The following is a 13,148-nucleotide window of genomic DNA, read 5'->3' on the forward strand; positions in this document are numbered from 1 at the left end:
GGGTTGCGGCTCGATTCGACTCTACACCACGGCCCCGGCATTTGGATCATCCGGGTCGCCGTCCTTGTTGACTGTGGTCTTGATCAGGTCCTCGCGCTTGACGCCCAGCCACATCGCGATGGCCGCCGCGACGAACACGGAGGAGTAGATGCCGAACAGGATGCCGATCGACAAGGCCACCGCGAAGTAGTGCAGCGTCTGGCCGCCGAAGAACAGCATCGCCAGCACCATCATCAGGGTGCTGCCGTGGGTGATGATGGTGCGGCTGGTGGTGCTGGTGATGGCGTGGTCGATGATCTCGTGCGTGTTCATCTTGCGGAACTTGCGGAAGGCCTCGCGGATACGGTCGAAGATCACCACCGACTCATTCACCGAGTAGCCCAGCACCGCCAGCACCGCCGCCAGCACCGAGAGCGAAAACTCCCACTGGAAGAAGGCGAAGAAGCCGAGGATGATGACCACATCGTGCAGGTTGGCGACGATGCCGGCCACCGCGAACTTCCATTCGAAGCGGAAGGCCAGGTAGATCATGATGCCGACCACGGTGACCAGCAGCGCCTTGGCGCCGTCCTGGGCCAGCTCGGCACCGACGGACGGGCCGACAAACTCGCTGCGCTGCAGCTTCAGCGGCTCGACACCGGCCGCCGTCGTGCAGACCTGCTTGGCAATCGCCTCGCCCTTGTCGCTGACGAACTGCTTGGCCGACACGGTGCCGCTCTCGGCCTTGCACAGCTCGCCGAACACGCGGGCAACGACATCGGTGGCCTTGGCCTCGCCGCGCAGCGGCAGGCGTATCAGCACATCATGCGAGGTGCCGAACTTGGTCACCTGCACCTCGCCGAAACCCATGTGCTCGACCACTTCGCGGGTCTTGGCAATGTCGGCCGCCTGCGCGTACTCCAGCTCGATGACGGTGCCGCCGGTGAACTCGATCGAGAAATAAAGGCCGCGGGTGACGATGAAGAACACCGCGGCGATGAAGGTGATGAATGAAACCGCGTTGAGTATCAACGCGTGTTTCATGAACGGGATGTCCCGTTTGATGCGGAAGAATTCCATGATGGGGCTCTATTAAGCTTTCGGGGTGTCGCCGTCGGGACGCCAGATCTGGCCGATCGACACCGATTTGAGCTTCTTCTGGCGGCCGTACCAGAGGTTGACCAGGCCACGCGAGAACACCACGGACGAGAACATCGAGGTCAGGATGCCCAGGCAGTGCACGATGGCAAAGCCGCGCACCGGGCCAGAGCCGAACGCCAGCAGGGCCAGGCCGGCGATCAGGGTGGTGATGTTCGAGTCCAGGATGGTGGCAAAGGCCCGCTCGTAGCCGGCCGAGATCGCCGACTGCGGCGCCGAGCCATTGCGCAACTCCTCCCGCACCCGCTCGTTGATCAGCACATTGGCGTCAATCGCCATGCCCAGGGTCAGCGCAATGGCGGCGATGCCCGGCAGGGTCAGCGTCACGCCCAGCATCGACAGCAGGGCCACCAGCAGCAGCAGGTTGAAGGCCAGGGCCAGCGACGAGAACACGCCGAACAGCAGGTAGTACAGGCACATGAACAGGGCCACGGCGCTGAAGCCGAAGATCACGCTGTTGATGCCCTTGGCAATGTTCTCAGCGCCGAGGCTCGGGCCAATGGTGCGCTCTTCGATGATTTCCATCGGCGCGGCCAGCGAGCCGGCGCGCAGCAGCAGGGCCGTGTCGGCCGCCTCGGTGGTGCTCATGCGGCCCGAGATCTGGAACTTGTTGCCAAGCTCGCTGCGAATCACCGGCGCGGTGATGACCTCGCCCTTGCCCTTTTCGAACAGCAGGATGGCCATGCGCTTGCCGACATTCTCGCGGGTCACGTCCTTGAGGATGCGGCCGCCCTTGGCATCCACCGTCAGGTGCACGGCCGGCTCCTGGTTCTGGCCGTCGAAGCCCGCCTGGGCGTCGGTCAGGTTGTCGCCGGTGATGATGACCTGGCGCTTGACGATCAGCGGCGCGCCGCCGCGTTCGACATAGCGCTCGGTGCCGAAGGGCACGGGCCCGGAGCCAACGGCCGCCGCGGCAGCCTCGGCACTGTCGTCCACCATGCGCATTTCCAGCGTGGCGGTGCGACCGATGATGTCCTTGGCGCGGGCCGTGTCCTGCACGCCGGGCAGTTGCACAACGATGCGGTCCAGGCCCTGCTGCTGGATCACCGGCTCGGTCGTGCCCAGCTCGTTGACACGGTTGTGCAGGGTGGTGATGTTCTGCTTCAGCGCGGTTTCCTGCACCGCCACGGCGGCGGCGGGCTTCAGCGCGCCGCTGAGCTTGAACTCGGCGCCCTCGGGCAGCGGCGTCCACTGCACGTCGGGCACCTGGGTCGTCAGCAGTTCGCGGGCCTGGTTCAGCACCGCCTGGTCCTTGAAACGCACATCGACGGTGTTGCCGTCGCGGGTGATGCCGGCATGACGGATGTTCTTGTCGCGCAGCAGGGTGCGCACGTCACCGGTCAGCGATTCGGCCTTCTTGGTCAGCGCCGTCTTCATGTCGACCTGCATCAGGAAGTGCACGCCGCCGCGCAGATCCAGGCCCAGGTACATGGGCAGGGCATGGAGCTGCGTCAGCCAGGTCGGCGAGCGCGACAGCAGGTTCAGCGCGACGATGTAGCTGGGGTCGGCCGGATCGGGATTCAGCGCCTTGCTGATCGCATCCTTGGCCTTGATCTGGGTGTCGGTGTCGGCAAATCGGGCCTTGGCCGAGTTGCCCTCGAACACCACGAAGTCGGGCTTGATGCTGGCCGCCGCCAGTGCCTTCTCTATCGGCGCGACGACGCTGGCGTCGAGTTTCAAGGTGGCACGGCCACTGGACACCTGCACGGCAGGCGCCTCGCCGAACACATTCGGCAGGGAGTAGATCAGGCCGATAAGCAGCGCGACCAACAGCATCGCGTACTTCCACAGCGGGTAACGGTTCATGGGAACTTCCTCAGCGGGCATCCAGGGCGCTCGCGCCCTGCAGGCTCGGACGGATCAGGCCCGTCCGAGTGGGGCCGCAGCGGGCTGCGGCCAGGAGAACGACTTACTTGACGGTGCCCTTGGGCAGCACCTGAACCACGGCCGAGCGCTGCACCTGCAACTCCACGCCATTGGCCACCTCCAGGCTCAGAAAGCTCTCGCCCAGCTTGGTGACCTTGCCCAGCAGGCCGCCCGAGGTGACGATCTCGTCGCCCTTGGCCAGGGCCTCGATCATCGCGCGGTGTTCCTTCTGGCGCTTCATCTGCGGGCGGATCATCACGAAGTACAACACCACGAACATCAGCACCAGGGGCAGCATGCTCAGCAGGCTGGACTCACCACCGGCGGCGGCACCGGTGGCCTGGGCAAAAGCGTCGGAAATAAACATGAAAATCCTCGAAGAAGAGAGTCCGCCGGCGGCGGCATAAGCAAGGCAAAGCGCTGGCTTGACGCAGCAAGCCAGCCCGAATCGGAATCGCGCATTGTATGCGGCGGGCCCGCCGCAGCCGGAGGCGCCGTTCCGAGGGTTCACCCCAGGCGAGCCCCGGCTTGACAAGGATCCCGGGCGTCGATATTCTTCAAATATATTAGAGCCCGAACAGGCACTCCATGAGCACTCCACGGCAACCCGCGATGGCGATTCCGGCCCGGCCTATATCCGGCCGATGCGGCAAGCTTCAAGAGCAGGCCCGGCATGGAGGCAAAGCCCGATACCCCGCCCGGGCCGCGCCTGCGATGATGCACGCCAGATGAGCACCCAAGACACCCCCCAAGAAAGCTGCGAGCCCGACAAGCGCCGCGTCGCCGACCAGGCCTATGACGCGCTGGAGGCGATGATCTCGACCCTGGCGCTGAAGCCCGGCGCGCCCATCGTCGAGGCCGAGCTGATCGAGCGCACAGGCCTGGGGCGCACGCCGACCCGCGAGGCACTGATGCGCCTGGTCTCCAACGGCCTGATCGTGCAGCAGCCGCGCCGCGGCCTGCGCGTCAGCGAGATCCGGCTGGCCGAGCATCTGGACCTGATCGAGGCCCGCCGCGTGCTGGAGCGCCTGATCGCCGCCACCTCGGCCCGCCGCGCCACGCCGCAGCAGCGCCAGGACCTGCTGGCCTGCGCCGAGGCCATGGTCTGCGCCAGCCAGGCCTCGGACCTGACAGCCTATATGAGCTCGGACCAGGCGCTGGACCATGTCAACCACGCCGCCTGCCGCAACCCCTTCGCCGTGTCGGCGGTGATACCAATGGCAATCCAGTGCCGGCGCTTCTGGTATGCCTACCAGCACCAGGGCGATATGACCGAGGGCGCGCGCTGCCATATGGAGCTGGCCCAGGCCGTCGCCCAGGGCGAGCCCGAGCCGGCCGCAGCCGCCTCCGACGCGCTGATGGACTATCTGCGCGGCTATGCGCAGAAGGTCATCGCCTGACACATTTCGCCTTTACCGTGCAAGCCCATGCGATTCATTGATTCCCACACCGGCGGCGAGCCGACGCGCATCCTGATCAGCGGCGGCCCCGATCTCGGCCGCGGCAGCATGGCCGAGCGCCTGGCCGCGTTCCGCGAACGGCACGACAACTGGCGCAGCGCCATCGTCAACGAGCCGCGCGGTTCGGACGTGCTGGTCGGCGCCCTGCTGTGCGAGCCGCTGGAGGCCGACAGCGCCTGTGGCGTGATCTTCTTCAACAACGTCGGCTTTCTGGGCATGTGCGGCCACGGCACCATAGGCCTGGTCGCCACGCTGGCCTATCTGGGCCGCATCGCACCGGGTGTGCACAGCATCGAGACGCCCGTGGGCAAGGTCAGCGCCACCCTGCATGAGGACGGCCGCGTCAGCGTCGCCAATGTGCCCTCGTACCGCCACGCCCGCAAGGTCGCCGTGCAGGTACCGGGCCACGGCCTGGTGCATGGCGACGTGGCCTGGGGCGGCAACTGGTTCTTTCTGTGCGAGGACCACGGCCTGAGCCTGGACCGCGCGCATATCGACGCACTGACCTCCTTCAGCTGGCGCATCCGCCAGGCCCTGCGCGAGCAGGGCGTGACCGGCGCTGGCGGCGCCGAGATCGACCACATCGAGCTGGTCGGCCCGGCCCAGGACCCGGCCAACGATGCACGCAACTTCGTGCTGTGCCCCGGCAAGGCCTATGACCGCTCGCCCTGCGGCACCGGCACCAGCGCCAAGCTGGCCTGCGTGGCGGCCGACGGCAAGCTGCAGCCCGGCGCGCTGTGGCAGCAGGAGAGCGTGATCGGCAGCGTCTTCGCCGGCAGCTTCGAGCGCAGCGCCGCACTGCCCGAGGGCCATGTCTTGCCCACGATCCAGGGGCGCGCCTTCGTGAACATGGACGCCAACCTGGTGTTCCAACCGGGCGACCCCTTCGCCTGGGGCATCACATCATCCTCCTGACGGCCCGACCATGAGAACCGCCGATGTGATCATCATCGGCGCCGGCATCATCGGTGCCGCCTGCGCACGCGCCTATGCGCGCCAGGGCCTGTCGGTCGCCGTGGTCGAGCCGGCGGCGGTGGGCGGTGGGGCAACTGCCGCCTCGATGGGCCATCTGCTGGTGGTCGATGCCGAGGGCAGCGCCGACGAGGCGGAGTTCGCCTTGTCGAGGCGCTCGGTCCGGTTGTGGCAGGACTGGCTTGATGAGTCGCGCGACCATGCCGCCCAGGCCGAGCATCAGGCCTGCGGCACGCTCTGGGTGGCCGCCGATGACGAGGAGATGGCGCTCGCTGCGCGCAAGCAGGCCTGGCTGACGGCACGCGGCCTGCAGGCCGAGTTGCTGGACGCCCATGCGCTGGCTCAAGTTGAACCGATGCTGCGCCCGGGCCTGGCCGGCGCGCTGCGGGTGCCTGGCGATGCCCGCGTCTATCCGCCCAAGGTCGCCCAGCGCTGGCTCGAAGAAGCCCGCGCCGAGTTGATACGCGGCGAGGTGGTCACGCTGGACGGCGCCGGCCTGCGCCTGGCCGATGGCCGCCAGCTCTGGGGCGCCCTGGTCGTGCTCTGCGCCGGCCTGGCCAGCCAGCGTTGGCTACCGCCCGGCTGCCTGCTGCCCAAGAAGGGCCAGCTGGCCATCACCCAGCGCCATCCCGATCTCGTCAAGCACCAGCTGGTCGAGCTCGGCTATATCAAGAAGGCCCATCTGGTCGATGAGGACACGGTGTCGTTCAACGTCCAGCCCCGGCCCGGCGGCCAGCTGCTGATAGGCTCGTCGCGCCAGGTCGGCCGCGAAGACCGGGCGCTGGATCTGCCCATGCTGCGCCAGATGCTGCAATGCGCCACCGGCTATCTGCCGGGCCTGGCCGAGCTCAGCCTGCTGCGCTGCTGGACCGGCATACGCCCGGCCAGTGCCGATGGTCAGCCCTTGATTGGTGCGCATCCGACGCTGCCGCGCGTCTGGCTGGCCACCGGTCACGAGGGTCTGGGCATCACCACCTCGCTGGCCAGCGCCGAGCTGCTGGCCGAGCTGAGCCTGGCCCAGGCGCCGACCCTGGACCCGCAGCCCTTTTCGCCCGCGAGATTCGCCGCATGACTCATCTGCACATCAATGGCAGGGCCTGCGAGGTGGCCGAGGGCATCACCGTCGCCGCCGCCTTGGCCCAGGCCGGCCTCGCGGCCACCCGCGTCTCGATCAGCGGCCAGCCACGCGCCGCTTTTTGCGGCATGGGCCAGTGCCAGGAGTGCCGCGTCAGCATAGCTGGCCAGCCGCAGCGCCTGGCCTGCATGACCCTCGTTGCCGAGGGCATGCGGGTGGAGACCTAGACATGATCATCACAGCAGACCAGATCGTCGTCGGCGGCGGCCCGGCCGGCATCGCCGCCGTGCGCATCCTGCTGGCAGCAAAGCAGCGGGTGATCTGGATCGACAACCAGGCCCGGCCCGGCGGCCAGATCTGGCGTGGCGGCCCGGCCCGGCATGGCAGCGCCCTGGGGCGCAGCTGGGCACAGTCACTGGACAGGCTGCTGGCCGATCCGCAGCTGACCCATCTGCCAGGCCATGCGGTGGTTGCCGCCGAGAGGCCGCAGCAATTGCTGTTGCACGACAGCCAGGGTGGCGCCTCGCTGCGCGTGGGCGGCGCGCAGCTGCTGCTGGCCCTGGGCGCGCGCGAACGCTTCCTGCCCTTCCCCGGCTGGACCCTGCCCGGCATCACCGGCGCCGGTGGCCTGCAGGCGCTGGTCAAGGGCGGCTGGCCCATCAAGGGCCAGCGCGTCGTGCTGGCCGGCTCGGGTCCGCTGCTGCTGGCCTCGGCCGACACACTGCGCAGCGCCGGTGCCGATGTGGCCTGCGTGGCCGAGCAGGCCTCGTTCAAAGCATTGAGCGCCTTCGCCGCCGGTCTGCCCTCGGCCAAGCTGATGCAGGCCCTGGGGCTGCGCTGGCGCCTCAAGGGCATGGCCTACCGCACCGGCTGCTGGCCGGTGCGTGCGCTGGGCACTGCTGACGAACGCCAGGTGCGCGCCGTCGTGCTGACCGACGGCCAGCGCGAATGGGAGCAGCCCTGCGACGCACTGGGCCTGGGCTTCGGCCTCCTGCCGAACACCGAGCTGGCCGAGCTGCTGGGCTGCCGGATCGATGACGGTGCCATTGCCGTCGACAAGCGACTGCAAACCTCGCTGCCCCAGGTCTTCGCGGCCGGTGAATGCACCGGCATAGCCGGCGTCGACAAGGCCTTGCTGGAAGGCGAGTTGGCCGCCCACGCGATGCTGGGTGATGATCTGGCCCCATTCGCCAAACCCCACGCGCGGGCGCTGGCCTTCGGCCGCCTGCTGGCCCGGCACTTCGCGCTGCGCCCCGAGCTGCTGAAGCTGGCCGATGCCAAGACACTGATCTGCCGCTGCGAGGACGTGGCCCTGGTCGATCTGAAGGCCTGGCCCGACTGGCGCGAGGCCAAGCTGCAGACGCGCTGTGGCATGGGCGCCTGCCAGGGCCGCATCTGCGGGCCCATCACCCACGATGTGCTGGGATGGCCGATGGCCGCAGGCCGCGGTCTGCGCGAGCCGCTGCAGCCGGCACCGATGCACTGCTTTTTGAAAGAGGAATAGCGCGCCCTACTCAAGAGCGTGTGCCACCACCCGGTTGCGCCCGCCGCTCTTGGCCTGGTAGAGCAGTGCGTCGGCCAGGCTCAGCGCCTCCAGCGGATTGCTGAGCTTGGCGGGCTGCACGGTGACCACGCCCAGGCTCACGGTCACGACCGGCGCCACAAGCGAGTTCGCATGCGGAATCTGCAGGCCCTCGATGCCGGCGCGCAGGCGTTCGGCCAGCTGGGCGGCGCCGGGCGCCTCGGTCTCGGGCAGTATCACGGCGAACTCCTCGCCGCCGAAGCGCGCCGCCAGGTCGCTGCTGCGGCTGACCAGCTTGGCGATCGCCTCACCGACCTCGCGCAGGCACTCGTCGCCGGCCACATGGCCGTAGGTGTCGTTGAAGGCCTTGAAATGGTCGATGTCCAGCATGATCAGCGACAGCGGCGCACCCGAGCGCCGGTGCCGCGCGAACTCGGCCGCCAGCGTCTCGTCGAAGCGGCGGCGGTTGGGCAGCCGGGTCAGGCCATCGGTGAAGCTCAGGGTCTCGAGCTTGGCATTGGCCGCCTCCAGCGCCAAGGTGCGCTCGTGCACATGCTGCTCCAGCAGCGCCCGCTCCTCGGCCAGCGCCCGCAGGGCCCGGCGACGGCCCAGCATGCTGCGCACCAGGCCCCCGATCAACAGGCTCTGCAGCAACAGCAACGCCGGCAGCCAAAGCATGCAGCCGCCGATTCCGAGCGTTTGAAGCCAGCTGTCGCAGCTCATCTGATGCCCTGACTCTCGCGTCGGCGGCGCGGGCCGCCGTTTCCTCTCTCGTTGATGATCCGGATTCTAGGCGGCTGCCGGGCCAGGCCCGATGGGTGGCCCTCAGCGCCTCGCGTAGCGCGTGGCCGTCAGCGTCTCAGAGACAGCGCTGGTCTTGCTGTCCGCATAGCCAGCAGCCATCATCAGCCGGCGCACCGTGGCGTCAGCGAGACTCGCCTTGGAACCCTTGGGATGGATGACCCACAGGTGGCGGGCATCCGGCAAGCCGGCATGGGCGGCGATGGCGTCAAGCAACTGGGCCTCGCTGCTCACCACCGCCAGGGCGACGTGGGCCTCGGCCGCCAGTTCGGTGCGGGCGTCCCGCAGCGCCTCCAGCAGCGCGGGCTCTTCGAGCGCACCGATGACCAGGCCTTTGTGCTCCAGGCTCAGGCCCAGCTTGTCGGCCAGGGTCGGTGGCGGTGTGGCGATCTTCTTAAGCCAGCTGGCCGCGGGTTTGGCGCCCAGCTCCAAAGCGACCGATTCACCGCCGGCCTCGAAGCACAGGCGCTCGCCCTCGACGTGCAGGCCGCTCAGCTCGGTCAGGGCATAGCGGCGCTTGAAGACGCCCCGCAGCAGCAGCGCGTCACTCTCCAGCAAGACCTTGGCCTCGGCGCTCTGCTCGCCGACCCGGCACAGGCATTGCGCTTCGCGGCCCATCTCAGTCGGCCTGCGACGCCTTCTTGGCCGCCCCGAGATAGGTCTCGATCACCCGTGGGTCGCGGGCCAGGTCGGCGGCCTGGCCTTCCAGCGCAATTTCACCGGTCTCCAGCACATAGCCGTAGTCGGCGACTTCGAGTGCGGCGCGGGCGTTCTGCTCGATCAGGAGTATGGACACACCGCTATCGCGCAGGCGCTGGACGATGCGGAACACCTCCTTGACGATCAGCGGCGCCAGGCCCAGGCTGGGTTCGTCCAGCATCAAGACCTTTGGCTGGCTCATCAGCGCGCGGCCCACGGCCAGCATCTGCCGCTCGCCGCCCGACAGCGTGCCGGCCAGCTGGGCGCGGCGCTCCTTCAGGCGCGGGAACAGCTCGAACACTTTTTCCAGGCCGCCGCGCCAATCTCGCACACCCAGGCGCATCGGCCTGAAGCCGCCGAGCACCAGGTTGTCCTCGACGCTCATGGTCGAGAACAGCTCGCGCTTCTCGGGCACCAGGGCCAGGCCCTTCATGACCCTCTCTTCCAGGCTCAGCGAGGCAATGTCCTCGCCGTCGAACAAGACCTGACCCTTGGCCGGCAGCACGCCCATCAGCGCGTTCAGGGTGGTGGACTTGCCGGCGCCGTTGGGGCCTATCACCGTCACCACGCTGCCCCGGGGCAGACGCAGATTCAGGCCGGACAGCACCTCGGCCTTGCCGTAACCAGCGTGCAGATCGCTGACGCTCAGCAGCAGATCGTGATCAAGTGGCATGGTCATGCTTCAGTGCTCCGTTCCGAGATAGGCGGCGCGCACTTCGGGGCTGGCCTGCACGTCGGCCGGCGTGCCCTCGATCAGCTTGGTGCCGAACTCCATCACCACCAGGCGGTCGGTCAGGCCCATCACAAAGTCCATATCGTGCTCGACCAGCAGGATGCTCATGCCCTCGCCCTTCAGCTGGCGCAGCACCTCGGCCAGTGCCTGCTTCTCCTTGTGGCGCAGGCCGGCGGCGGGCTCGTCGAGCAACAGCAGGGCCGGGTCGGTGCACAGCGCCCGGGCGATTTCCATCAGCCGCTGCGGGCCCAGGGCAAGATTGCCGGCCAGCTCGTGCATCTGCCCGGCCATGCCGATGCGCTGCAGCTGGCGCTCGGCCTCGGCGAACAGCCGTTTCTCTTCGGCCCGGTCCAGCCGCAGCATCGCGCGCGCCGCACCGCTGTGGCTGCGCAGATAGCCGCCCAGCGCGACGTTCTCCAGCACCGTCATATCGGCAATCATCTTCACATGCTGGAAGGTGCGCGACATGCCGCGCCGGGCGATCAGCCGCGAGGCCAGGCCGCCAACCGCCTCGCCGCGGAACTGCACGCCACCCGAGGTCAGGCTCAGCACGCCGGTGATCAGATTGAAGGTGGTGGACTTGCCGGCACCATTGGGGCCGATCAGGCCGACGATCTCGCCGGCACGGATCTGGAAGCTGACGTCGTTGACCGCAACCAGGCCGCCGAACTCCTTACGGACCTTGTCCACATCCAGCAGCAGCTCGCCTGGGCTGGGCTTGCTGCGCGACTCCAGAGCCGGCGCGTCGCCCCAGTCACGCGGGCGCGGGCCGGCCGGGAACCAGCGCGCGATCGCCGGCCACAGACCCTTGGGCGCGTACTGGAGCACCAGCACCAGGGCCACGCCGAAGACGATGATCTCGAAGTTGCCGCTGGCCCCCATCAGCTTGGGCAGAATCGTCTGCAGCTGGTCCTCGACGATCTTCACCACCGCAGCGCCGGTGAAGGCCCCCCAGACGCCGCCGACGCCGCCGATCACAGCCATGAACAGGTACTCGATGCCCAGCTTGATGCCGAACGGCGAGGGATTCACACTGCGCTGGAAGTGGGCATAGAGCCAGCCCGAGACGGCCGCCAGAATGGCCGCCAGCACGAAGATCACCACCTTGTAACGGAAGGTCGAAACGCCCATCGCCTCGGCCATCGTCACGCCGCCGTTGAGCGCGCGTATCGCACGGCCGGGGCGCGAGTCCAGCAGGTTGCTGACGCCGATCGCCGCCAGCACCGCAAAGGCCCAGATCAGGTAGTAAATGCTGCGCCCGGCGTTCAGGCTGATGCCGAAGACCTCCAGCGGCGGTATGCCCTGGATGCCGTCGTACTTGCCCAGGAATTCCATATTGCCCATCAGGTAATTCAGGCTCAGGCCCCAGGCAATCGTGGCCAGCGGCAGGTAGTGGCCGGACATGCGCAGGGTCAGCCAGGCCAGCACCAGAGCGGCGGCCACCGTCAGCACGATGCCCACACCCAGCGCCGCCCAGGGCGAGATGCCGAAGCGCGTGCTCAGCACCGCCGTCGTGTAGGCGCCCAGGCCGACGAAGGCGGCCTGGCCGAACGAGGTCAGGCCGCCGATGCCGGTCAGCAGCACCAGGCCCAGCGAGACCATCGCATAGAGGCCGATGTAGTTGAGCTGGGTGATCCAGAACTCGGGCACCGGCAACTGGGGCAGCACGGCCAGCAGGGCCAGCGCGGCGAGGGGGAATATCTTGCGTGTGCTCAGCATGATCACTCCTCCTCGCTGTGCGGGTCGCGCAGGGACCGCCACAGCAGCACCGGCAGGATGAAGGTGAACACAATCACTTCCTTGTACGAGCTGGCCCAGAAGGAGCTGAACGACTCCAGCAGCCCGACCAGGATGGCGCCCAGTGCCGCCCCGGGATAGCTGGCCAAGCCGGCAAACACTGCGGCAACGAAGCCCTTCAGGCCGATCAGGAAGCCGCTGTCATAGAAGATCGTTGTCGTCGGCGCGATCAACAGGCCCGACAGCGCGCCCATGAAGGCCGCCATCGTGAAGGTCAGCCGGCCGGCCGTGGTGCTCGAAATCCCCATCAGCCGCGCGCCCAGCCGGTTCACCGCGGTGGCGCGCAGGGCCTTGCCATACAGCGAGCGCTCGAAGAACAGCCACAGCGAGATGATCAGCGCGATCGAGGCGGCGAAGATGATCAGGGTCTGGCCCGACAGCATCAGCGGCCCGGCGGCAAAGCTGGCGTCCCAGAAGGCCGGGGTGCGAAAGCCCTCGGCGCCGAAGAAGGCCAGGCCCAGGCCGGTCAACGCGAAGTGGACGCCCACCGAGACGATCAGCAGCACCAGCACCGTCGCATCGGCCAGCGGCTGGTAGGCCAGACGGTACAGCAGCGGGCCCATCGGCGTAACCAGGGCCAGCGTCAGGCCGGCCTGCACCAGTAGCGGAAACTTCTGCGGCGCGGCCCACAGCGCGAAGAGGGAGATCAACACCGGAAATGCCGCCGCCTTCAGGACCGTCAGCAGGATGCGCGCGGGTGGCCGGCCCTGGCGCAGCCCGGCCACCAGGTCCAGCACGGCCACCAGCACCGCCATCAAGAGCAGGAACCAGATCGTGCCTGGCGTCTGGCCCAGTTGCAGCATGCCCAGGGTCAGCGCGCCAAAGGCCACGAACTCGCCCTGCGGAATGAAGATCACGCGGGTGACGGCGAACACCAGCACCGTGGCCAGCGCCAGCAAGGCGTAGATCGCGCCATTGGTGACGCCATCGAGCATCAGGATGCTTGCGATTGACAGATCCATACAGGGCATACCTCAGGCCCCGTCCGGACGCGGCGCCGCACGGCACTCTAAACCATAGGCAGCAAACCCGACCGATCGGTCGAATCAAGTGTCTCGATTTCGCCGCAGTCTCAGGCCTTCGGCA

13 protein-coding genes are annotated in these 13,148 nt (G+C 68.0%); 5 read left to right on the forward strand and 8 right to left on the reverse strand.

What is annotated here, in order from left to right:
- Positions 1-21 precede the first annotated feature (21 nt).
- The 3 genes from secF to yajC all read right to left on the reverse strand — a co-directional run bounded on the left by secF (position 22) and on the right by yajC (position 3,370).
- Positions 22-1,059: a protein translocase subunit SecF gene (gene secF / locus DES47_RS23040; protein WP_133703130.1), complete on the reverse strand. Its 1,038-nt coding sequence runs from the start codon at positions 1,057-1,059 to the stop codon at positions 22-24.
- Between the two features lie 12 nt (positions 1,060-1,071).
- On the reverse strand, positions 1,072-2,943 hold the full coding sequence (gene secD / locus DES47_RS23045) for a protein translocase subunit SecD (RefSeq protein WP_133703131.1): 1,872 nt from the start codon (positions 2,941-2,943) through the stop codon (positions 1,072-1,074).
- Between the two features lie 103 nt (positions 2,944-3,046).
- Positions 3,047-3,370, reverse strand: a complete 324-nt coding sequence (gene yajC / locus DES47_RS23050; protein WP_133703132.1) for a preprotein translocase subunit YajC — start codon at positions 3,368-3,370, stop codon at positions 3,047-3,049.
- Positions 3,371-3,731: 361 nt separating this feature from the next.
- Between yajC and DES47_RS23055 the strand changes: the two genes are divergently transcribed.
- Genes DES47_RS23055 through DES47_RS23075 form a run of 5 tightly spaced genes read left to right on the forward strand, consistent with a single transcriptional unit; the run spans position 3,732 to position 8,014 of the window.
- Positions 3,732-4,403, forward strand: a complete 672-nt coding sequence (locus tag DES47_RS23055; RefSeq protein ID WP_133703133.1) for a GntR family transcriptional regulator — start codon at positions 3,732-3,734, stop codon at positions 4,401-4,403.
- A 27-nt stretch (positions 4,404-4,430) separates the two neighbouring features.
- Positions 4,431-5,378, forward strand: coding sequence for a 4-hydroxyproline epimerase (locus tag DES47_RS23060; RefSeq protein ID WP_133703134.1), 948 nt, complete (start codon positions 4,431-4,433; stop codon positions 5,376-5,378).
- A gap of 10 nt (positions 5,379-5,388) precedes the next feature.
- A complete protein-coding gene (locus tag DES47_RS23065) occupies positions 5,389-6,507 on the forward strand; it encodes an NAD(P)/FAD-dependent oxidoreductase (RefSeq protein ID WP_133703135.1) in 1,119 nt (372 codons plus the stop codon).
- Entirely contained in the window at positions 6,504-6,737 is a 234-nt protein-coding gene (locus DES47_RS23070) for a 2Fe-2S iron-sulfur cluster-binding protein (protein ID WP_133703136.1), read from the forward strand. The genes DES47_RS23065 and DES47_RS23070 overlap by 4 nt, the downstream gene beginning before the upstream one ends.
- Positions 6,738-6,739: 2 nt before the next feature.
- Positions 6,740-8,014 carry an NAD(P)/FAD-dependent oxidoreductase gene (locus tag DES47_RS23075; RefSeq protein ID WP_208115094.1) on the forward strand — a complete coding sequence of 425 codons (1,275 nt, stop codon included), beginning with the start codon at positions 6,740-6,742 and terminating at the stop codon, positions 8,012-8,014.
- A gap of 6 nt (positions 8,015-8,020) precedes the next feature.
- Here DES47_RS23075 and DES47_RS23080 read toward each other — a convergent pair whose 3' ends face one another.
- From DES47_RS23080 to DES47_RS23100, 5 genes are all read right to left on the reverse strand, one after another.
- The gene (locus DES47_RS23080; protein WP_208115095.1) at positions 8,021-8,710 is read right to left on the reverse strand and encodes a GGDEF domain-containing protein; all 690 of its coding nucleotides are present in this window, start codon (positions 8,708-8,710) and stop codon (positions 8,021-8,023) included.
- Positions 8,711-8,857: 147 nt separating this feature from the next.
- Positions 8,858-9,451 (reverse strand): M15 family metallopeptidase domain-containing protein, encoded by a 594-nt coding sequence (locus DES47_RS23085; protein WP_133703137.1) that lies wholly within the window; start codon positions 9,449-9,451, stop codon positions 8,858-8,860.
- 1 nt (position 9,452) lies between these two features.
- A complete protein-coding gene (locus DES47_RS23090; RefSeq protein ID WP_133703138.1) occupies positions 9,453-10,211 on the reverse strand; it encodes an ABC transporter ATP-binding protein in 759 nt (252 codons plus the stop codon).
- A gap of 3 nt (positions 10,212-10,214) precedes the next feature.
- A complete protein-coding gene (locus tag DES47_RS23095; protein WP_133703139.1) occupies positions 10,215-11,984 on the reverse strand; it encodes a branched-chain amino acid ABC transporter ATP-binding protein/permease in 1,770 nt (589 codons plus the stop codon).
- A gap of 2 nt (positions 11,985-11,986) precedes the next feature.
- Positions 11,987-13,024, reverse strand: a complete 1,038-nt coding sequence (locus DES47_RS23100; protein ID WP_133703140.1) for a branched-chain amino acid ABC transporter permease — start codon at positions 13,022-13,024, stop codon at positions 11,987-11,989.
- Positions 13,025-13,148: the final 124 nt, after the last annotated feature.

Origin of the sequence: Roseateles toxinivorans (assembly GCF_004362525.1) — a bacterium.
In the GTDB taxonomy this organism is placed as follows: domain Bacteria; phylum Pseudomonadota; class Gammaproteobacteria; order Burkholderiales; family Burkholderiaceae_C; genus Paucibacter; species Paucibacter toxinivorans.

Coding starts and splice junctions, on each gene's coding strand:
- secD (WP_133703131.1), bottom strand. CDS start 2,943: ATGAACCGTTACCCGCTGTGGAAGTACGCGATGCTGTTGGTCGCGCTG.
- DES47_RS23080 (WP_208115095.1), bottom strand. CDS start 8,710: ATGCTTTGGCTGCCGGCGTTGCTGTTGCTGCAGAGCCTGTTGATCGGG.
- DES47_RS23055 (WP_133703133.1), top strand. CDS start 3,732: ATGAGCACCCAAGACACCCCCCAAGAAAGCTGCGAGCCCGACAAGCGC.
- DES47_RS23100 (WP_133703140.1), bottom strand. CDS start 13,024: ATGGATCTGTCAATCGCAAGCATCCTGATGCTCGATGGCGTCACCAAT.
- DES47_RS23085 (WP_133703137.1), bottom strand. CDS start 9,451: ATGGGCCGCGAAGCGCAATGCCTGTGCCGGGTCGGCGAGCAGAGCGCC.
- yajC (WP_133703132.1), bottom strand. CDS start 3,370: ATGTTTATTTCCGACGCTTTTGCCCAGGCCACCGGTGCCGCCGCCGGT.
- DES47_RS23090 (WP_133703138.1), bottom strand. CDS start 10,211: ATGACCATGCCACTTGATCACGATCTGCTGCTGAGCGTCAGCGATCTG.
- DES47_RS23095 (WP_133703139.1), bottom strand. CDS start 11,984: ATGCTGAGCACACGCAAGATATTCCCCCTCGCCGCGCTGGCCCTGCTG.
- DES47_RS23065 (WP_133703135.1), top strand. CDS start 5,389: ATGAGAACCGCCGATGTGATCATCATCGGCGCCGGCATCATCGGTGCC.
- secF (WP_133703130.1), bottom strand. CDS start 1,059: ATGGAATTCTTCCGCATCAAACGGGACATCCCGTTCATGAAACACGCG.
- DES47_RS23060 (WP_133703134.1), top strand. CDS start 4,431: ATGCGATTCATTGATTCCCACACCGGCGGCGAGCCGACGCGCATCCTG.
- DES47_RS23070 (WP_133703136.1), top strand. CDS start 6,504: ATGACTCATCTGCACATCAATGGCAGGGCCTGCGAGGTGGCCGAGGGC.
- DES47_RS23075 (WP_208115094.1), top strand. CDS start 6,740: ATGATCATCACAGCAGACCAGATCGTCGTCGGCGGCGGCCCGGCCGGC.